The organism is Enterococcus innesii, assembly GCF_022846515.1.
GTDB classification, from domain to species: Bacteria; Bacillota; Bacilli; order Lactobacillales; family Enterococcaceae; genus Enterococcus_D; species Enterococcus_D innesii.
The window spans coordinates 659,848-680,539 of the sequence record NZ_AP025635.1; the positions used below are offsets into that span (position 1 = coordinate 659,848).

At 43.8% G+C, this 20,692-nt stretch carries 16 protein-coding genes and 1 pseudogene; 7 read left to right on the forward strand and 10 right to left on the reverse strand.

Features of this window, described 5'->3' with window-relative positions:
* The first annotated feature begins 11 nt into the window (after positions 1-11).
* The 4 genes from ENLAB_RS03060 to ENLAB_RS03075 all read left to right on the forward strand — a co-directional run bounded on the left by ENLAB_RS03060 (position 12) and on the right by ENLAB_RS03075 (position 4,597).
* On the forward strand, positions 12-371 hold the full coding sequence (locus ENLAB_RS03060) for a hypothetical protein (protein WP_244352553.1): 360 nt from the start codon (positions 12-14) through the stop codon (positions 369-371).
* A 149-nt stretch (positions 372-520) separates the two neighbouring features.
* Positions 521-1,063, forward strand: coding sequence for a GNAT family N-acetyltransferase (locus tag ENLAB_RS03065; protein ID WP_244352554.1), 543 nt, complete (start codon positions 521-523; stop codon positions 1,061-1,063).
* Between the two features lie 52 nt (positions 1,064-1,115).
* The gene (locus ENLAB_RS03070) at positions 1,116-2,846 is read left to right on the forward strand and encodes an ABC transporter ATP-binding protein (protein WP_077452695.1); all 1,731 of its coding nucleotides are present in this window, start codon (positions 1,116-1,118) and stop codon (positions 2,844-2,846) included.
* Entirely contained in the window at positions 2,843-4,597 is a 1,755-nt protein-coding gene (locus tag ENLAB_RS03075; protein ID WP_010747846.1) for an ABC transporter ATP-binding protein, read from the forward strand. Before ENLAB_RS03070 ends, ENLAB_RS03075 begins: the two co-directional genes overlap by 4 nt.
* Positions 4,598-4,666: 69 nt before the next feature.
* On the opposite strand, the gene ENLAB_RS03080 is transcribed toward ENLAB_RS03075, so the two are convergent.
* From ENLAB_RS03080 to ENLAB_RS03105, 6 genes and pseudogenes are all read right to left on the reverse strand, one after another.
* Complete coding sequence (locus tag ENLAB_RS03080; RefSeq protein WP_244352556.1) at positions 4,667-4,939, reverse strand: GNAT family N-acetyltransferase; 273 nt, start codon at positions 4,937-4,939, stop codon at positions 4,667-4,669.
* The gene (locus ENLAB_RS03085; protein WP_008378829.1) at positions 4,927-5,205 is read right to left on the reverse strand and encodes a (4Fe-4S)-binding protein; all 279 of its coding nucleotides are present in this window, start codon (positions 5,203-5,205) and stop codon (positions 4,927-4,929) included. The genes ENLAB_RS03080 and ENLAB_RS03085 overlap by 13 nt, the downstream gene beginning before the upstream one ends.
* A 190-nt stretch (positions 5,206-5,395) precedes the next feature.
* Positions 5,396-7,588, reverse strand: a complete 2,193-nt coding sequence (locus ENLAB_RS03090) for an alpha-galactosidase (protein ID WP_244352558.1) — start codon at positions 7,586-7,588, stop codon at positions 5,396-5,398.
* A 40-nt stretch (positions 7,589-7,628) separates the two neighbouring features.
* Positions 7,629-8,444, reverse strand: a pseudogene (locus ENLAB_RS03095) (carbohydrate ABC transporter permease); the annotation flags it as partial.
* A gap of 2 nt (positions 8,445-8,446) precedes the next feature.
* A complete protein-coding gene (locus tag ENLAB_RS03100) occupies positions 8,447-9,322 on the reverse strand; it encodes a carbohydrate ABC transporter permease (protein ID WP_005225588.1) in 876 nt (291 codons plus the stop codon).
* 61 nt (positions 9,323-9,383) lie between these two features.
* Positions 9,384-10,673, reverse strand: a complete 1,290-nt coding sequence (locus ENLAB_RS03105) for an ABC transporter substrate-binding protein (protein WP_244352560.1) — start codon at positions 10,671-10,673, stop codon at positions 9,384-9,386.
* Between the two features lie 168 nt (positions 10,674-10,841).
* On the opposite strand from ENLAB_RS03105, the gene ENLAB_RS03110 reads away from it, so the two are divergent.
* The gene (locus tag ENLAB_RS03110) at positions 10,842-12,365 is read left to right on the forward strand and encodes a response regulator transcription factor (protein WP_244352562.1); all 1,524 of its coding nucleotides are present in this window, start codon (positions 10,842-10,844) and stop codon (positions 12,363-12,365) included.
* Positions 12,362-14,065 (forward strand): sensor histidine kinase, encoded by a 1,704-nt coding sequence (locus ENLAB_RS03115; RefSeq protein WP_244352564.1) that lies wholly within the window; start codon positions 12,362-12,364, stop codon positions 14,063-14,065. The genes ENLAB_RS03110 and ENLAB_RS03115 overlap by 4 nt, the downstream gene beginning before the upstream one ends.
* A gap of 109 nt (positions 14,066-14,174) precedes the next feature.
* Here the strand turns inward: ENLAB_RS03115 and yicI are convergent, their stop codons facing one another.
* The 4 genes from yicI to ENLAB_RS03135 form a co-directional block, all read right to left on the reverse strand.
* The gene (gene yicI / locus ENLAB_RS03120; protein WP_244352566.1) at positions 14,175-16,457 is read right to left on the reverse strand and encodes an alpha-xylosidase; all 2,283 of its coding nucleotides are present in this window, start codon (positions 16,455-16,457) and stop codon (positions 14,175-14,177) included.
* Between the two features lie 12 nt (positions 16,458-16,469).
* Positions 16,470-17,345, reverse strand: a complete 876-nt coding sequence (locus tag ENLAB_RS03125; protein ID WP_244352568.1) for a carbohydrate ABC transporter permease — start codon at positions 17,343-17,345, stop codon at positions 16,470-16,472.
* Positions 17,342-18,208 carry a carbohydrate ABC transporter permease gene (locus tag ENLAB_RS03130; protein WP_244352570.1) on the reverse strand — a complete coding sequence of 289 codons (867 nt, stop codon included), beginning with the start codon at positions 18,206-18,208 and terminating at the stop codon, positions 17,342-17,344. Before ENLAB_RS03130 ends, ENLAB_RS03125 begins: the two co-directional genes overlap by 4 nt.
* Positions 18,209-18,277: 69 nt before the next feature.
* Positions 18,278-19,552: an ABC transporter substrate-binding protein gene (locus tag ENLAB_RS03135; RefSeq protein WP_244352572.1), complete on the reverse strand. Its 1,275-nt coding sequence runs from the start codon at positions 19,550-19,552 to the stop codon at positions 18,278-18,280.
* A 117-nt stretch (positions 19,553-19,669) separates the two neighbouring features.
* Here ENLAB_RS03135 and ENLAB_RS03140 point away from each other — a divergent pair, with 117 nt between their 5' ends.
* Positions 19,670-20,617, forward strand: a complete 948-nt coding sequence (locus ENLAB_RS03140) for an AraC family transcriptional regulator (protein WP_195264839.1) — start codon at positions 19,670-19,672, stop codon at positions 20,615-20,617.
* The last annotated feature ends 75 nt before the right edge of the window (positions 20,618-20,692 follow it).

Sequence of the window (20,692 nt, forward strand, 5' to 3'; positions counted from 1 at the left end):
GTTTTCTACCCATGTTTCTTTTAAATAAAAAAACCTTCCAAGCGTTAGCAGCCCCCTATATGACAGAAGGAGCTGTAATCGGCTATGCAAAATGGCAGTCCTTCAATGCCATCACCAGCCGTACTTTGCTCATCTTGGATGATCAGCAATTGACGATTTTGGCGTTGAATCTTTTCTCGACAAAAGTCCTGCAGCAAAAAATCGTGCCGCTTGCTGAGTTAACAAAAGAGCACAAAGATTCGGTGGTGGGCATGCTGGTTCCTATTCGTTTTATTTATAGAGGGGAAACCTATCGTTTTCAAATGCAGCGAGTGATCTTGCCTTTAGGCGATTGGCAAAAAACCTTTCTTGCCCGCTGGCAGGCGCGGTAAATGGGTAGCAGCTGGCAAGTTCTATTTTTAAAAGAAAGAATTTTCATGAAATTTACATACTTTTACAAGAATATTGTTGTATTTTTCTGATAATGTTTTCGGCTATTTCGTTCTATGGTAAGATGTCCCTAAAGAAATGGAGGCTGTCTATGGTATGTATGGAAAGTGAACGGTTAACGATCCGCCCGTTCCAAGAAAGTGATTTTGCCGATACCTTTGCTATTTATCAGCAAGCGGAAGTTTGCCGTTTCTTACTCCATGAGCCTTGGCAGACAGAAACGGCAGCGGCGGTTTTTGCAAAAAAATGCCAACAGCACGCTTTGACGGACCAAGCAGGTCTTTCTTTGGCGGTACTACACGATCAAACGGTCATCGGCGATTTGTCGGTATGGTTTACTGGTCAGCCATCTTCCGTTGAAATTGGCTATGCTTTCCATCCGTTTTTTGGCGGACAAGGGTTTGCTCAAGAAGCATTGAAAGAGTTGTTGGACTGGTTGTTTGCCAGTCAGAAGATCCATCGGGTCCAAGCGACGCTAGATGCCCGCAATCAGGCCTCAGCCAAGCTTTGCCAACGGATTGGATTACGCCAAGAAGCTCATTTTATCCAAGACTGGTGGAACAAGGGGGAATGGACCGATAGTTTGGTTTTTGCCTGTTTAGCCAGTGAATATCTTGCTGAAGTTCACTCATAAGCTCAGGAGGATGAACGAGTCCGCTCATCCGAAATAATTTAGGAGGTTTTTTATGATTAGCTTGTTACGCTATGCCAAGGATTATCGCAAACAGATTATTCTTGGTCCGTTTTTCAAATTTTTAGAAGCGGTGTTTGAATTGGTTCTGCCTTTACAGATGGCCGCTTTAGTCGATGAGGGTCTACGGCAAAACAATTGGTCGAAGGTCGTTGAAATGACGATCTGGATGATCGTGATGTCCGTGGTAGGCATGATCTGTGCCGTCATCTGTCAGTATTATGCTTCCGTCGCTTCTCAAGGATTCGGGACGGAATTACGCAATCGCTTGATGAAAAAAATCAACACCCTTTCCCATAGCGAACTAAACTTATTCGGTACGGATACCTTGATCACCCGAATGACCAACGACATCAACCAGATGCAGATTGCTTTGGCGATGCTGATTCGGCTGGTGGTCCGGGCGCCCTTCTTAAGTATCGGTTCCGTGATTATGGCCTTTGTCATTGATTGGCAAGCTGGCTTGATTTTCCTACTCGTCTTACCGCTCTTTTGTATCGTCTTATTCTGGATCATCGCCAAAACCGTGCCATTATATAAGAAAGTTCAAGTCCATTTAGATGAGTTGAATGAGTTAGTGAGTCAAAATTTAAGCGGGATTCGGGTGATTCGAGCCTTTGCCCGCACAAAAACGGAAACAAAACGCTTTGATAAAGCAACTGATGATTTAAGTGATGTCTATTTACGGGTCACAAATCTGTCCGCTTTATTGACGCCTGCCACCACCTTGATCATGAATGTCGGCATCATCGCGTTGTTTTATATCGGTGGATTCAAAGTCAATATTGGCAATTTGCAGCAAGGACAAGTGCTGGCACTGGTCAATTACATGAATCAAATGCTCTTAGCGTTGATCGTAGTTTCCAACTTAGTGATCATCTTTACCCGTGCAGCAGCATCAGGTTCACGGATCAACGAAGTGTTAGCCACTGAGCCGTCGATCGGCGATGAACTTTCAGAAGTCTTTATGGATCAGCCAAAAAACAACGTCGGAGCGATTCGCTTTGAACATGTGGATTTCCGCTTTTCAAAAGAATACGGGTTAGCTTTGAAAAACATTGATTTCCAAGTCGCACCGGGGTCTATTTTAGGTATCACTGGACCAACCGGTAGTGGGAAATCTGCCTTGACCCAATTGATCCCCCGCTTCTACGATGTGGCAGATGGCAAAGTGATCGTTGACGGGCACGATGTGCGAAAATGGCCTTTACAGCAATTACGCCAAAAAATCGCCATGGTGCCTCAAACCGCCGTGCTGTTTACGGGAACGATTCGAGAAAACTTGCAATGGGGCAAAAAAGATGCTACCGATGAAGAATGCTGGCGCGCACTCGAAATCGCTCAAAGCCGTGACTTCGTTGAAGCCTTGCCGCAGCAACTGGATACCCCGATTTTTGAAGGTGGCAAGAACTTTTCTGGGGGACAAAAACAACGGTTAACAATTGCCCGAGCATTGATCGCTAAACCAGATATCTTGATTTTGGATGATTCTCTAAGCGCCCTTGACTATCAAACCGATCTTGATTTGCGGATGGCTTTAAAAGAAAGCATTCGTGGTACGGTCATCATTATCTCGCAACGGGTACGCTCTATCCAAGATGCGCAGCAGATCTTAGTCTTAGACCAAGGGAATTTGGTAGGCAAAGGGACCCATGAAGAGCTGTTGGCATCTTCAAAAGAATACCAAGAAATCGTGGCATCACAGGCAGAGGAGGAAGAAGCATGAAAAAGAAATCATTCGATTGGTCGGCCTTTCGTCGCTACCTCCCTTATTTGACTGCCTACGCGAAGGAAACTTGGGCGGCAGTTGTCCTCGGGATCGCTGCTGGTGTCTCCTCGGTTTATATGACGTATCAGATCGGTCAAGCCGTCGATCAGCTGATAGGTGCCGATCAAGTGCAGTTCAGCGCCCTCTATCGTATTTTGCTTTTGTTTGCCGGAGTGGTCTTAGTAACTGTGGTCAGTCAATGGTTGATCCAGCGACTAGGGAACCGCGTGGCGTATTTATCCGTCGCCGATTTGCGTAAAAAAGGCTTTGCCCATCTCAATACATTGCCGTTGCGCTATTATGACCAAAACTCCCACGGCAACATCGTCAGTCGTTTTACCAACGACATGGATAATATTTCCATTGCCGTCGCTGCAGTCTTTAACCAGTTGTTCTCTGGTATTTCGGTCGTCTTGATCGCCTTAGTCGTCATGCTGCAAATGAGTGTGCCCTTAACGTTGGTCGTATTGGTTTCGACCCCGATCATCTTTTTGGTCAACTGGATCGTGGCACGAACGTCTCAATCGCATTTTGCTCGCCAACAAGAAATCGTCGGCGAAATTTCAGGCTTTGTTACGGAAATGATCGGCAATCAAAAAATCGTCAAAGCCTTTGATCGAGAAACCATCAACCAAAACCGTTTTGAAACGATCAACCAAGAATTGAATGTCCGAGGGCAAAAGGCACAGTTTTCTTCTTCTTTGACCAATCCCCTTTCGCGATTCGTCGATCATTTGGCGTATCTGTCAGTCGGCTTTGTCGGCGGTCTGCTTTACTTTTCTGGTTCAGGTGCCGTCACGGTTGGGGTGATTTCCAGCTTTACGATCTATTCCAGTCAGTTTTCGAAGCCATTCATTGAATTGTCGGGAATTACCACCCAGATCCAAACGGCGTTGGCTGGACTTTCCAGAACCTTTGAGCTGTTGGATCAAGAGCCCGAAACAGCCGATGACCAAGAATCTCAATCACTGGGGGAGATCAAAGGTGAGATTGCCTTTGAGGAGGTGTCTTTTGCTTATGATCCTGGTCAAAAATTGATTGAAGATTTCACTTTTACCGCAAAACCTGGAGAAACCGTCGCGATCGTCGGAAAAACTGGTGCCGGTAAATCGACGTTGGTCAATTTGTTGATGCGTTTCTATGATGTCGATAAAGGCGCGATCAAGATCGATGGCACCGATATTCGTCAGTTGAAACGAGAAGAATTACGGCAAAGCTTCGGAATGGTCTTGCAGGATACGTGGCTCTTTGATGCCTCTTTACGAGAAAACCTGCAATACGGCAATGACACTGCCACAGATGAAGAAATCTACGATGCCTTAAAGCATGCCTATATGTATGAGTATGTGATGCGCTTACCAGAAACACTAGATACACCGATCGGTCATCAAGGGATCAAGATCTCTGACGGGCAACGGCAGCTATTGACGATCGCCCGCACGATGATCAGCAACCCACCAATGCTGATTTTGGATGAAGCAACCAGTTCGGTTGATACTCTGACTGAGAAAAAAATCCAAGATGCTTTCTTGAAAATGATGGAAGGCAAAACCAGCTTTGTGATCGCCCATCGATTATCAACGATTCGAGCAGCAGACAAGATCCTTGTAATGGATGCCGGTCAAATCGTGGAGCAAGGAACCCATGAAGAATTACTGGCAGAACAAGGCTATTACTATCGCCTGTACCATGCTCAATTCCAACATTGATCATCCATACAACAACCCCCACCAGCTCAAAGAAAGACTCTTGAGTTGGCGGGGGTTGTTTTGGTTGATTTATTGGTTCCAAACATCGGCATATTCTGGTTTGCGTTCAAATTCTTTTTTGGCAAAGGGACACAAAGGAATGATTTTCTTTTGTTCTTTGCGGGCTTTTTCCACCCCTTTTGCCACTAATTTTTCTGCCAATCCTTGCCCCCGATAGGCAGGATCGACAAAGGTATGATCAATGATCAAGCGCGTTTCACCGGCTTTTGACCAGGTCATTTCACCGATTTCTTTGTCACCGTCTTTTAACACAAATCGAGCATTTTCTTCTAAGATTTCCATGATTGTTCCTCCTTTAACACATACTTTAATGCACCGCTTGGACAGGTATGGATCACTTGGGCCGCTTGGGCTGCTTCCCCATTATCAGGAATCACCCAGGGACGCCGTCCAACTTCAAAAATGGCGGGATTGCCCCGCACACAATTACCGCTGTGGGTGCAGATCTCTTTGTTGTAATAAATATCGATCGCTTCGCCACGATACTTCCGATATCCTGCCGCGATCAACCCTTCTTCTGTTTCATTTGCTAGTGGCTGTTCGTCCATGTTGAACACCCTCCTCTTACTGATTGTCAGAAGCAAACTGCCTGCCTCCTCCTTCATCATACGACTTCTCGAGAAAAAAATAAATCATTTGTTCTAAAATAGCCTCTCAGTTGCCGATCATTAATTAAAAGCTTGCGTTAACACAATAAAGCGCCCCGTCAAAACTTGCTACTTTGACAGGACGCTTTTTTTATTCATGAGGCGCTTTTGCAACAAAATGAAACCGCTGCGTGGCATAATCCCCGGCTAAATGAGGATCGATATACAACCCGAGTTGCATCAATTCATCGCCACCGAAGCTCTCTCCCCCACTTTGATAGGTGAGGTCAGGATCAAGACCAGCCAGCTTTAAAGTAACCAATGGTGCAGAGGCTTCGGCTAAGACTCGGAAGTAAAAGACGATCGCTTCTTTTTTATCTGGAGAAACATACAGCCAGGCGGCGTCATTGCCTTCATAAGGGCTGAGTAGTCGAGCAAAGCGGCCCAACTGCAGCAGGCGCCGATGTTTTTTATAAAAAGTGATTTGTTCTTTGATCTGTGCTTTTTCTTCTGCTGTCAGTTGTGTCAAATCAAGCTCATAGCCCAGCAAGCCGGACATCGCAGCATTGCCGCGAATCGCTAAATCCGTTGTCCGTTGGGTCTGATGGTTCGGGATCGCCGAGACATGCGCACCCATGGTGGATGGCGGATAGACCAGACTGGTTCCGTATTGGATCTTCAGGCGGGCGATGGCATCGGTGTTGTCGCTGGTCCAAATCTGCGGCATATAATACAAGAAGCCAGCATCAAAGCGCCCACCGCCACCAGAACAGCCTTCAAACAGGATCGTTGGATAGGCAGTGGTCAGTTTCTCGAGGAACTCGTACAAGCCCAGCAGATAGCGATGCGCGACCTCCCCTTGCTGGGCAGGATCGAGGAGCAAGGAATAGACATCCGACAGACTGCGGTTCATGTCCCATTTGATATAGTCGATGGCAACCGTATCAAACAGTTGGGTTAACTGCTGATAGAGATGGTCTCTGACATCTTGTCGAGAAAAGTCCAACACATACTGACTGCGGCTTAGCGCCGGCTTGCGATTTGGTACTTGTAACAGCCAATCAGGGTGTTGTCGGTTCAGTTCACTGTCGCCCGAAACCATTTCTGGTTCCAGCCAAAGCCCGAATTGCAGCCCTTTGTCATGGACTTTTTGGGCAAATCCTGCCAAACCAGAAGCTAGCTTGCCTTCGTTTTCAAACCAATCGCCTAATGAGGTTTGGTCATCTTCTCGCTGACCAAACCAGCCGTCATCCAAAACAAACAGTTCGATTCCCAGCTCCTTGGCTTCATCAACGAGGGCATCTAGCTTTTCTTCATTGAAATCAAAGTACGTTGCTTCCCAGTTATTGATTAGGATCGGCCGTTCTTGCTTTTTGTATTTGCCCCGAATCAAATGCTCATCATAAAAATCATGATAGGTGGCTGACAGCTGGTTCAAGCCAGTCTCACTATAAGCAATCACGGCTTCTGGGGCTTGAAAGCTTTCAGTTGGCGGCAATTGCCAGGCAAATTGATGGCTGTTGATCCCCATGATTACACGAGTCTGGTGGTAGGGATCTTTTTCGATGATGGTTTCATGGTTGCCACTGTACAGCAAGCTAAAACCAAAACACTCCCCAGTAAACTCCGTAGCATTAGGTTCCAGCAAGACGGCAAAAGGATTTTGCTGATGGCTGCTGGACCCCCGCTTGCAGTCCAAACGCTTGATGCCGCGATTGATTGGTTCTCGGGTGACTTGGCGTTCCTTCGCCCACGCCCCCGGCAAGTGGATCAAATCAAAGGGACGGTTAGGAAAATCCAGCGCTTGACTCGCTAGCTGTTCGATGGTAACAGGCTGGTTTCCGTGGTTGATCACTTTACTAGAGCGGACGATCACTGCCGCATCCTCAAAAATCGTGTAAAACAGCTGCAGCTCAAGTCCCGCCACATCATCTTTTAAGGACAGAATCAGTGTTTCGATCCCGTCGTCGGCCCCATGGGTCTGAGGCAATCCTGCTAGGGCGGGTTTGCCTTGTTGAATCTGGTAATCACTAAAGACAAAATGGCTGACTCGGCTGCCGTCAGACTGGCGAATCGCATAGGCAGCTTCTCGAAAGTCCCCGAAGCCATTACCAGGAAACTCCAGCATCAAGGTATCTAATGAAAAAAGCCGATCGCTGCTGTCTGGGGGATTAGGTGAAAAGGACCGATCAAGGCGTGGGTAGCGATAGCCACCAGAATAATGGGCGATTTTTTTCCCAAAATAAAGGTGTGCCACATTGCCCCCTTCTTCTATTTGTATGAGATAGCTGATTTGATCGTTGCTTAAATGAAAGACGTTTAATTGTTTGTCAAAAAGAATCATATCGTACCCTCTACTTTGTATTTGTTTGCCGATGTCCCGCTTATTTCACGGAACCCAGCATCCCTTGGACGAATTGTTTTTGTAAAACGAAGAAAATGATGGCCGTTGGCAGTGTGGCGATAACGATACCGCACATCATCATGCCATAATCAGGTGTATAAGAGGCACCCATTGCCGAAAGAACCAGTGGAACGGTCCGTTTGTCTGGTGATTGCAAGGCAACTAATGGCCACAAATAATTGTTCCAGCTGCCCATAAACGTAATGATCGCGGCAGCTGCGTAGGTATTTTTAGCCGTCGGCATGTAGACTCTAAAGAAAATGCTCAGTTCATTCAAGCCATCGATCCGAGCAGCTTCGACTAATTCTCTAGGAAATGCCTTGATGTTTTGGCGGAAAAAGAAAATCAAAAAGGCGGTACAGACTGAGGGCAAAATCACGACAGCGAAGGTATTGATCCCGATCGGCGTGCCGCTAAGCTTGCTGAACATCCGATAGAGCGGGATCATTAGCGCGGCAAAAGGTACCATCATCGACAGCAGTAGAATATTAAAGATGCGGTCTTTGGTTTTCGTTCGATAAATCTCAAAGCCATACCCTGCCATGGAGGAGAACAACAGCGCAAAGACGGTCGTAATCACGGCAATCACTGCGGAATTTCCTAATGCCCGAGTAAAATTCAAATCGGAAGAAAAGAGATTTTGGAAGTTGATGACCAACTGATCGCCAATCATGATTTTTCCAGCAACGATATCAAAGGTTTGATTGGTCATCCCTAGGATCATCCAAACAAATGGAAAAATAGAGATGAAAGCCAAAATCGCCAGAAAGACGTATTTTAAAGTGAGTGAGATTGTTTTCAATTTTCTTTTCCTCCTATTTTCGTTTGGATGATCGATAGGATCACGATCGCGATCACAATGACAAAGGAAACCGCGGCAGCATACCCAAAGTTTGGCGTGAATTTGTAACTCAAATTGTAGATGTATTGTGACAAGGTCGTCGTAGCATTGGCTGGTCCACCGCCAGTGATATTTTGAACTTCATCGAATAATTGCAGCGTACCGATCGTTGAGGTGATCGTGGTAAATAGGATGATTGGACGCAAGTTGGGAATCGTGATTTTGAAGAATTGATCCCATTTTGAAGCGCCATCGATCTCTGCCGCTTCATAAATACTTGGATCGATATTTTGCATGCCTGAGATGAAAAAGATCATATTGTAGCCGGTCCAACGCCATGTGATGGCAAAAATGATCAGTACTTTTGCCCAAAAAGGATCCGTCAACCACTGGATCGGTGCATCGATCAGGTGTAGCTGCGTCAAAAAGTTATTGACTAACCCGTTTGCCGAAAAGAGACTTTTCATGATCAAGGAATAAGAAACCAAGGATGTGATACATGGTAAGAACAAGGCGGTGCGGAACAGCCCTTTAAACTTCAATTTTTTGTCATTCAATATGTTCGATACGATCAGCGCCAAAAAGAGCATGATCGGAACTTGGACTAATAAGTATAAAAACGTATTGCCAAAGGCTTTTTTAAAGGTTGAGTCGCTCAACATCCGCTGATAGTTGCCAAGACCGTTAAAGGTCATCGCTGTTGGTGGTCCTGATTGGAATGACGTGAACAATGCCGAGACCATCGGGATAAAGACCAGCATCGTGATCAAAATGACGGGTAAGGTAATAAAGGCATTGCCGTTTGCAAACCAATTTTTTGTTTTGTTTTTCATTGTAATTCCCCCTTAACACAGAAACTCGCGATCGCTCACGAGTTTCTGCAAAGTTGTTCGATTAGTTTGCAATTTGTGCTTCCACTTGTGATTGTGCTTCTTCTAATACTTTATCGATGTCTTCGCCGTTGATTACTCGTTGCAAGCTTTCAGTCAAGACAGATTCAATGGCATAGGTGTGATTGCCGTAGTTCACGGCTGGAATTTCTTGTGACCATTGAGAGAAATCTTGGAAGACTTTTTGACCGCCATAGAAATCAAGACCCGACGTATATTCTTCCGTTTCTTCTGCAGCATTCATGGTTGAAACCAAACCGATCTCGGTAGCTAATGTACCCATCAATTCTTTGTTCGAAGCAAAGGTATTGGCTAAAAAGTCTTTGGCATTTTCTTCACCGTCAACCCCTTTGATCACGTACCAGCCTGCTCCACCGATGCTGGAGGCATTGACTGAATTGCTGTTGCCAGCGATAGATGGGATTGGAGCGATCGCCCATTTGCCACTTTGATCTTCAGCGCCTTGAATCGTGCTGGAATACCACGCACCGGTTGGGGCAGAGGCGACATTGCCTGATTGAACGGCATTGACCCCGCCATCCCAATCAGAAACTTGTTCAACTAAGCCTTCATTCAACAATGTTGCCAAGACAGTTAGACCGGCTTTGAAGGATTCATTGTCTTTGATGGTCACAGTGGAGCCATCTTCACCGGTATACCATTCGCCTGCCGATTGCATAATGATTCGTGCCAAGCCAAGATCGCTTGGGTCTAACGACATCATAGCGTGACCCGTTTTTTCTTTGACATCTTTGGCAATACTGATAAAATCATCCCAAGTAATATCTTGGAGATCCGCTTGCTCATAGCCTGCATCGGTCAAATAGTCTGTGCGGTAAAATAGTCCTGCGACGCCACTGTCAAATGGCACCCCATAAATGACATCGTCGACTTTATTGACCGCAAATTTATAGCTGGAGAAATCCTCCTCATTCACGATACCCGTTAGATCACTAAACGCATCGGGATAAGAAGAAAGGTATCCTTGAATGCGGTAGTCTTCGATCAAAACGATATTTGGTAGTCCGTCCGTATTTCCAGATGCCAGACTCGTATTTAATTTTTGGACGATATCATCTTGCGACATCGTCACGACTTCCACATCGACATCTTGATTTTCATACACTTTTTTGGCTTCATTGACTGCCTTGATGTTGAAGGTCTCATCCCATGCCCAGACCGTGACTTTGTTTGAGGACTCGCCGGAATCACCAGAGCTTGTGTTGCTATTTCCGCAAGCCGCCAAAGTCAGCACTGCAGCCGCCGTTACCATCGATGCAAGTAGTTTTTTCATTTTTATCCCTCTTTCCTTTTATTTACATGGCTAACTATACACTGATTTTGTAACCGTATTCAATGAATATGAAAGAGCTTACTAAATTTGTCCAAAAATAGAAAAAAGTTACAATACCTTTCTTTTTTGAAAGCGTTTATAATAAAGAAGAGATATAGGGGGGATACCATGACGATTTTACGCACGGTCTTAGTCGTTGATGATGAGGCAACGATCCGAGATGGATTGAAACATATGATACGTTGGGAGCAAGAAGGATTCCGTCTCTTAGGCGATGCAGCGAACGGGCAAGAAGCATTGGCGCTGATCCATGAGCTGAATCCCGACATCGTGATCACGGATTTGAAAATGCCACAAATGGATGGTCTTCAACTCACAACGATCATTCAACAACAATATCCAGAAGTCCATTTTTTGGTCTTGAGCAGCTACGATGATTTCCAATACGTCAGTCAGTCTTTTAGAAATGGTGCCGTAGATTATCTTTTAAAACCGACACTGACACCGACACTCTTGTTGAAGACGCTGCACAACATCTCACAAAAGCTGTCACATACAAAAGGCTCCGTGACTGAGGAAACTCAGCTGCAAGAATCGTTGAATCGCTATTTAGCAGGGTATGAAGAACCGTTGGCTCCTTTGGCGGACTACCTTGCATTGGATCAGCCGCAACAGCAAGCCCAAATTTTGACCACCAATTTTAGCGGCTTTCGTGCCAATGATCAGCTGCTGCATGCATTGACGGAATTTACTCAATCACAACCGCAGGTAAAGACGCTCTTTTTTCAAACCAGTAACAAAGATGCCGGCTTAGTGATCAGTTATCCAGAAGGAACGGATGTTTATTCCTCTTTGAAAGAAACGTTGGAACAATTGCGTTTTACTGAGCCGGATGCCTTCTTTACCCTCAGTGTGCCCTTTCGAAAGATTGAACAGTTACGGGACCATTTTGTGACCCTTAAAGCCAAAAGCCAAGGACAATCGTTTTTTTATAAACGCCAACGGTTGGTGCAAGAACACGAACTCTTTTTGTACATTGAAAGTGATCGCTTTGATACCAAGAAGTTCTTACGGGCTTTGTTAGATAACAACTTTTTGTTAGGAATCACCAGAATCGAGGAATATTTCAATGACATGATCTTATCCAATGTCGATCCGACATTCTTAAAACAGCAGGCCAGCAGTATTTTTTACACGTTACTTTCCCGCTTGGAAGAAGAATTCCCCACTGCTCCACGCTTTAGCCGCTTAAAAGCTGAATTTTTGCATGCCATCGGTCACGTGCAGTATTTGGAAGATTTTTCTGATTTGTTGTTGGCGACCATTGATGATATTCGTCAACAGCTGACGACCTTATCACCATTGGATGAAGATGATCTACTCGTTGCGATTCAGCGCTTTATTCAAGACAACTACACCAAAAGCCTGTCTTTGTCTGAACTAGCTGAGACCTTTCACTTTAGTTACACCTATCTTTCGGCTTTTCTTTCTGCGAAACTGAAAATGAGCTTTTCTGAGTACGTAAAGAAAACCCGCTTGGATAAAGCCAAAGAACTACTGACACAATCTGATCTGAACCTATCTGAAATCAGTGAAGCGGTCGGGTATTCAGATATCAGCTATTTTTCTCGCATCTTTAAGAAAGAATGTCAGGTCACCCCATCGAAGTATCGGCGGTTGAATCAATTATGAAAATCAACCAATGGATTCAGAAAAATGAATTATTCAGTCGGATCTTCCTCTTTGTTGTCGTCGGGGTCATCAGTGTTTGTCTGCTAACCGTCATCGTGATCTATGGTCGTTCGAAAGATGCCTATGTTGCTTCGTACCAAAGCTCCAATCAGCTACTGCTGGAAAAAATCCAAGAAGATTATGAGCGTCTGAACGAGAATATCCATCGGATTTTTGATATCGTTGATGAAAGCAAAGCCGTTGAAACTTACTTAGAAGGCGACATGAATCAAGGCCGTACGATTTTAGAATTAAACGAGCAATTAAAAGACACTCGCTCTTTGTTTCAAGACATCCCCTCGAATTTAGTGTTGATTGGGGTCAACGGGGGCACTTTCTTTCAAAACGATGCGGTTCGCAACCAATCGGTGGATGAGTTTCTCGCCAGTGCCTTTGTCCAGCAGATCAATGACAATGAGGCTATCAGTCAGTATTATTTCTTGGACCAAGGCTTAAGTACTTCCACCAGCGACTCCCCTGGCTTGATGTACGTGCGCAAATTAATGAAAGAAGAAACGATTTTCGGCTATGCCCTGATTTTCTTAAAGGAATCTGATTTTTCTTCGATCTATCGTCAACTGTTAGATACCAGTCTTCACTCGATCTATATCGTCAATGAGCAAAATCAAATACTCTCTACTTCTGATCCGAGCCTTTTAGGCAAGCCGTTTGAGGATCATCTCGTCACGGTCAAAAGAGATACTAGCATCAATCAGCTGCCCCTTTATTCGTATCATTTTACTTTTTACGATGTTTTGGATGAATCGCATCTGGTACGCAATATGAATCTGATTAAACCGGCCCTTTTGATTTCTGTCGTCAGTATTTTACTCTTTAGTCTGCTGGCATTTTGGATCATCCGTAATATCACCCAACCGATTTATCAGCTGATCGCCAAACTGCCGGCAGTCACACAAGGCGATTTCAGCGATAAGGTCACCATCAACGGGACGTATGAAACGCGAGAATTGGGGCGTGCCTATAACTTGATGCTGGAGGACTTGGAATCTTATGTCGATCATTTAATGGTCACAGAAGCTGAAAAACGCAAGTTCGAGATTCGTTCACTGCAAATGCAGATCCAACCGCATTTTGTCTATAACACATTGACTGCTATCAAGTTTTTGATCTGGCAAAACGAACAAGAAGCCGCCACCCAAGCGATTGAAAGTTTTGTCCAATTGTTGCGGCATACCTTTAACCGCAAAGAGATCGTCCCTTTAAAGGATGAGCTAGCGATCGTGGAAGAATACCTCGTTTTAATGAACGTACGTTATGGCAATCGCATCCAATCGACGATTTTTTCAGAAGAGGGCTGCGAAGATGTTCTCGTACCGAAGATGATTTTGCAACCGATTATCGAAAATGCCTACCTGCATGCCTTTCCCGAAGAGGATTCAGGATTGATCCAGATTTTTTCTCGCGTTAGTAAGGAAGGCCTAAAAATTGAGATCATCGATACGGGCATCGGGTTCAATGAAGTGCACCCAACCAGCACCGCCAACCACTTTGAACACTATTCGGGTATTGGCTTAGACAATATTGATCAGCGTATCAAGCTGCTCTATGGGGAGAAATATGGATTGACTGTAGAATCACGCATCAACGAAGGAACCACCGTTCGCTTGCTGCTGCCGATCCAACGGGAGGAAAAAAACTGAAGCAAAGAACTGCGTCTGCACTTTGCCTTTAGCTTTTCAATGCTTCGTTCACTACAAAAAACCTACCGTTTTTGATGGATATCCATCAAGAACGGTAGGTTTTTTTTCCTTATTCAAAGACGGTCATTTCTTGTCCGTCCATGGTGATCAAGCTGCCAAAAGGATGTCGTTGAGCATTTGCAAAGCTTCGATTGCGAAACAGTACCTGAACCTTTTCCACCCCTTCCATACAAACTCGATAACCGCGTTCCTCTGGTTCAATAGAAATTTTTCCAGCTGGCACGCCCTGCTGATCACAGACTTCAGCAGAAACTGCTTCCGTTATTTCAAAGGCATGAACGGTCAGGTTTTTGGTGTAGTCATAGGCGGCGGTCTGTTCAACGCTTCCTTCAATGATCAGTGAATTCGGTCGTACCATCAACGGAAGATGGAAATAGTCATAGCTTTCTTCCCACCATTTTTGGCCTTCATAGCGTTTGTTGTCTAAATAATTTGTCCAAGTACCCGCTGGCAAATAGAACGGAACCTTTCCTTGCTCATTAAAAATCGGCGCAACTAGTAAGCGATCCCCTAGCATATACTGCTTATCAATGGCATAAACCGTCGGATCCTCTGGAAACTCTAGCATCAATGGACGCATCAGGGGAATGCCCGTTTTTGCAGTGGCTGCTGCTTGACGATAAATATAAGGCATCAGGCGGTTTTTCAATTTTGAAAAAGCTTGACTGACTTTTGCTGCTTCTTCGCCAAAATTCCATGGTACCCGATATTCAACATTGCCATGGTAACGACTGTGGGTCGACAATAATCCAAATTGCGTCCAACGTTTATACAGGTCGGGGGTCGCTTGTTCTTCAAACCCGCCGATATCATGGCTCCAAAATCCGAAACCAGATAAGACAAAGGATAAGCCACCACGCAGAGACTCTGCCATCGAAGAATATTCAGATAAATTGTCGCCTCCCCAATGGACAGGAAATTTTTGGGAACCGACAGAAGCAGAACGGGCAAAAAGAACGGCTTGATTTTCCCGCATTTCCGCCAGCAGTTCAAAGACGGTTTCATTGTATAGATAGGCATAATAATTGTGCATTTTTTTCGGATCTGATCCGTCATAATAGACTGCATCTTCAGGAATCCGCTCACCGAAATCCGTCTTAAAGGAATCAACACCTAATTCAATCAATTCCTTTAAGCGATCTTTATACCATTGACGAGCCTCTGGGTTGGTAAAATCAATGATCCCTTGTCCAGCTTGCCAAAGATCCCACTGCCAGACTTCACCTGCTTGGTTCTTAATAAAGTACCCTTTCTCTTTGCATTCTTGATATACAGAGGCTTTTTGCCCAATGTAAGGATTGATCCATAGACTGACTTTTAATCCTTTATCATGGACTTTCTTTAGTAATCCTTTCGGATCAGGAAACAATTCGTTATTCCATTCAAACCCACACCATTCAAATTCCTTCATCCAGAAACAATCAAAATGAAAGACATCAAAAGGAATATCACGCGCTTGCATTTCATCGATAAAGTGCATCACTGTTTCTTCACTATAATCAGTCGTAAACGAAGTGGATAGCCATAAGCCAAAAGACCATGCTGGCGGTAAGGCGGGTTTTCCTGTCAAGTCGGTGTATTTTTCTAGAATGGCTTTCATATCTGGTCCATAAATGATGTAATAGTCCAGACGATGCCCCTCGACACTGAATTGCGTGCGGGAAACGTTCTCAGAAGCCACTTCAAAGGAAACCGCTTCGGGATGATCAACAAAAATACCGTAGCCTTTATTCGTCAAATAAAACGGAATATTTTTGTATGCCTGCTCGCTACCCGTACCACCGTCTTGATTCCAAATATCAACGGTTTGACCGTTCTTGATAAAAGGAGTGAACCGTTCCCCTAATCCGTAAACAAGTTCATAAGGATCTAGCGAAAGCTGTTCTCGCATATACTGCTTGCCGTCATTTCCCGAAATTTTTGCCTGTGCTTTAGGCATGGAAGAAGTCAACAATCTGTCTTCTCCAAAAAAGTCGATTTTAAAAGCCGCTTGTTTAGGGACTTTCGCTTCCAGTGATCCAGATTTGAAGATATACATGTCTTCGTTATCGGTATCGATTTTCACGTCTGCCGGTTGGGTATCCACTGCAAACGACGGAGCGTGCATCGTCTTGTCATGATGCACCAAGCTGACTTTGATCACATCGTTTTGCGGAGTCGAGAACGTGAGTGTGGTTAAACCAAGGTTTAAGGTATCACCACGCCGCTGAATCTCTTGATAGGGCAGATAAAGGGTCAATTGCTCCTTTTCGACCTTATGATCATAAGCAATTCGGGGATGCTCAAGTTGAACGCCTTCTTTTGCCAGCCAATAGCCATTTGTAAATTTCATCTTCTTTTCCTCCTACTTTACTGCACCATCTGAGATACCTTTCACTACATGTTTTTGCAAAGCAATAAACAACAGAATGATTGGCAGAACAACGATCACCAGAGCTGCTAGCGCTAAATGCCATTGCTTGTTAAATTCGCCGAAGAAATAAAACATCCGCAAGGGAATCGTATACATTCCTGCTTTATTAATACTTAATGAAGGCAATAAATAGTCATTCCAAAACCACAATGTATTCAAAACAATCACCGTTACCGTCGTTGGTTTCAACAAAGGCAATATTACTTTCCAATAAATCTGAAAGGTATTCGCCCCATCAATGATCGCTGCTTCATCCAGCGAACGTGGAATGCCTCTTAACGCACCATAATACAAAAAAGTCGACATACTGACAGCCAATCCCAAGTACATTATCATTAGACCCGGCTGATTTAACAAATTCATTCGTCCAAAAAGAGAAATCAGTGGAATCATGATCCCTTGAAAAGGGATCAGCAAGCCGATGGCAACAACAAAATAGAGGACTGAACTTAAGCGGCTGGTATTTCTCGATAAAGCGTATGCTGCCATTGAAGAAACAAAGACCACCAAGATCAAAGAACCGATAGTAATCAACAATGAATTCATTAAACTTCTGATGAAATCCAGTTTTTCTAACGCCTCTTGATAATTCTCAAAAGACAATCCGCCAGGCAGCGACAACGTACTCTGAAAGATCTCTGCTTTTGTTTTAAATGAATTGATCACAATCAAGAAAAACGGGTAAAACCATAAGCACGCAAGTAAAAGACCACTTACGATCAGCAGACTGTGCTGCAGCTTTTTTTTCTTCTGCCGTCTACTTTTTGTTTTTCCCTTTTTAGTAGAGAAGTGACGAGTCTCTATCATGCGTTGATCTCCTTTCTGCGGGTAATTGAGATTTGAATAATGGAAATAATGACAATGATCACCAGAAATATCATCGCTTTCGACTGAGCAAAGCCCATTTTTCTCATTGAAAAAGCTTCATTGTAAATATTCATGGCTGCCATCTGAGTCGAATTGAACGGTCCGCCCTGTGTCAACGCTAAGTTTTGATCATAGATTTTAAAGGCATTTGACAGCGTCAAAAACAATGTCACGGTAAACGCGGGCATCAGCATGGGTAGTTTGATTCGGAAAAAGACTTGTAGCGGATTGGCGCCGTCCATATCTGCTGCTTCTAAAATTTCTTCTGGAATATTATTTAGAAACGAAATATAGATCAACATCATATACCCACTCATCTGCCAGACGAACAAGATAACCAAACCCCAAAAACCTGTTTCTGGTGTATTCAACCAGCCATTAAAAAAATTGATCCCAGTCAAATCGGCGATACTCTCGAATGCTTTGTTAAAAATAAATTGCCATATAAATCCTAGTATGATCCCACCAATCAAGTTCGGCATGAAAAAGACGGTCCGAAATAGAGTGGTCCAGCGTCCTAGTTTTTGCGTGACTAAAGTTGCTAACAATAGCGCGATGACATTGATCAAGATCACACTGTAAACAGAAAATTTCGCCGTGAACAACAAGCTGTTGATGAACGCCTGATCTTTAAAAGCGCGCAAGTAGTTCTCCAATCCGATAAAGTCGCTGATCGTATTGCCGTTCCAGTTGGTCAGTGAGTAATATCCCCCTGTAAATAAAGGAATAAACAGAACGACCAATAATGCGATGAATGCCGGTGCAAGCAGCAGCCAAAATGATTTTGAACGATTTGTTAACATACAGCTCCTCCTATGATTTCCTTGATTTTGCCTATCCTGCGCATCACTGCAGGATAGGCATCTCTTTGGTTACTGACGTTCTTGCGCCCAGCTGCTTTTCAGCTGATCAGTGAACTCAGCCCATGAGATTTGATCAGCTGCATAAGCCTGAAATTGAACCCCAAAAATATTTTGTCCGTATCCATCTGGATAAGAATTATGGACCCAAGGAACCGTTTGACCATTCGTTAAATAAGTATAAATGTCATTGGACAACGGATCAGAAATATCATCACTGGAAAAGTTCGTATAAGCTGGAATAAACTCAAAATCATCGATGATCGCTGTCATCGCCTCTTCATCGGTATACATCCATGTCAAAAATTGTATGGAGGCATCGATCACTTCTTGTTCCTTATCTTTGTTGACACCCCAATACCAAGCTGGTCCGGCCACGATTTTGCTGCCGTCTCCCACTTCCATTGGGACGATTGCCAATTTTTCTTTTGCAAACGTATCATCCAAGCTGTTTAATGTAGGAACGATCCAATTGCCTTGATGAATGATGGCAACCTTCTCACTGGCGAATAATTCTTCGACTGACGTGCTGTAATCCATTGATTCCAACGGTTGAGCATTGTATTGGATCGCCAGATCAGCGTAGTCTTTCAGTTGTGCCTCATAAGTTAAGTGAAGCTCTTTGGCTTCCGGTGTTTCTTTCAAGCTATCATTAAATTCAGGTGCAAAAAAATTCGAACTGAATTGACTGGAAACCCATGTTTCACCACCGCTGAAGCCGAAAACACCGTCTAATCCTAACTCTTCTTTTTTACTATCTAACGTTTCCACTGCCTCCTTAAAATCGGCAAATGTTTCAATCGCTTCACTATCGATTCCCGCTTGCTGAAACAGCTCTTTATTGATCAGCCAACCGTAGCCTTCAATATTCATCGGCAAGCCGTAGACTGTTTCATTTAGTGTTGCCCCTTCCAATGTTCCCTCAATGGCTTTTTGGGCTAATTCAGTTTCCCCAAGATCATATAGCTTGTGTTCCCATGTTTGCGTATCTGCCAGTCCTCCCAGCATAAAAATGTCCGGTTCATCGCCAGATGAAAATTTTGATTGTAGAGCCGCTGTGGCGTCCGTTCCTCCACCTACAGTAGTCATATTGATTTTTATGTCCTCATGGCTTTCTTCAAAAGCCGCAACCAATCGATCCATCTGTTCTGCAGTCTCTGTCTTGATGTTAAAAACTTCTAGTGTTACACTACCATCATCTGAGGTACCGCTTCCAGAATTTCCGCAACCAGCAATTCCGATCACACTTAACATAGTAGCAGCCGTCAACAAAATTCTCTTTTTCATCATTGTTCCCTCCTCAATCAATTCGATCACAAATTGATTATATTGATATTTTGGCCCTTCTGTAATCGTTATCTTAGCCGAAATACCTTGTAATATTGATGAAAACGGAGGAGACAGATGGTAACCCAACCCTATATTTTTACGCCAAACCCTAGTGAATATGATATTGATACTTCTTTAAAAGAGATCACGGAACATGGTGACAGCTTGTTTCCAGTCAGTGTTTATTTGACCAATCATCCTGCTGATCAAGCAAATATGATCCATACCCATTGGCATCGCGAGCTCGAAATTCTGTATATTTTTCGAGGAAAGATGGAAATAAAGGTCGAAGGTGTTTCTTATATCGCTAAAGAAGGCGAGCTTGTATTTATCCCTGCCAATCAGCTACATGAGGCATTAAATTATCAGCAAACAGCTTGTACTTTCTTTGCTATCGTCTTTGACGCGACCTTTATTGAGAGCCGCGTCTCTGATTTGATCCAGCAGTCCTATCTAGACCCGTTGCTTCATTCCGCGGATCAGCAAGCGATTCACATCACAAGTGATTTCGTTTCTCATATGAACATTCAACAGGCATTGACTCATATTATAGATTTATTTGCATTAAAGGAACCATTGTATGAGCTGGCAATCAAAGCGGAACTCTTTTTATTTATAAAATATCTTTGTCAAAACACCCAATACATTAACCGCAATAAGAAACCAATCGACAGTAAAAGCAAACTCAATACGTACAAATGCAAAAAAATCTTACTTTTTATTGAAGAAAATTATCAACGTCCAGTGACACTTGAGGAAGTCAGTCAGTATATTGGCTATAGCAAAGAGCATTTCTGCCGTTTTTTCAAAAGAAATTTCCAGATGAGTTTTTTTACTTATCTAAATAAGTTTCGCATCAAAAAAGCGGAGTATCTCTTACTCCACACGGATTTAAAAATCATCGAAATCGCATTGGAAACTGGGTTTGATGATCCGAATTACTTTACGACACTTTTCAAAAGGGAGACTGCTTTGACCCCTTCCAACTATCGCAAACGACCGAGCAATACCACGAGTTTATAACTCTAAAAATCAATAAAACAAGGGTATTCCGCTAGTTGAAAAAGCGGAACACCCTTGTTTTATTTTTTATAAATT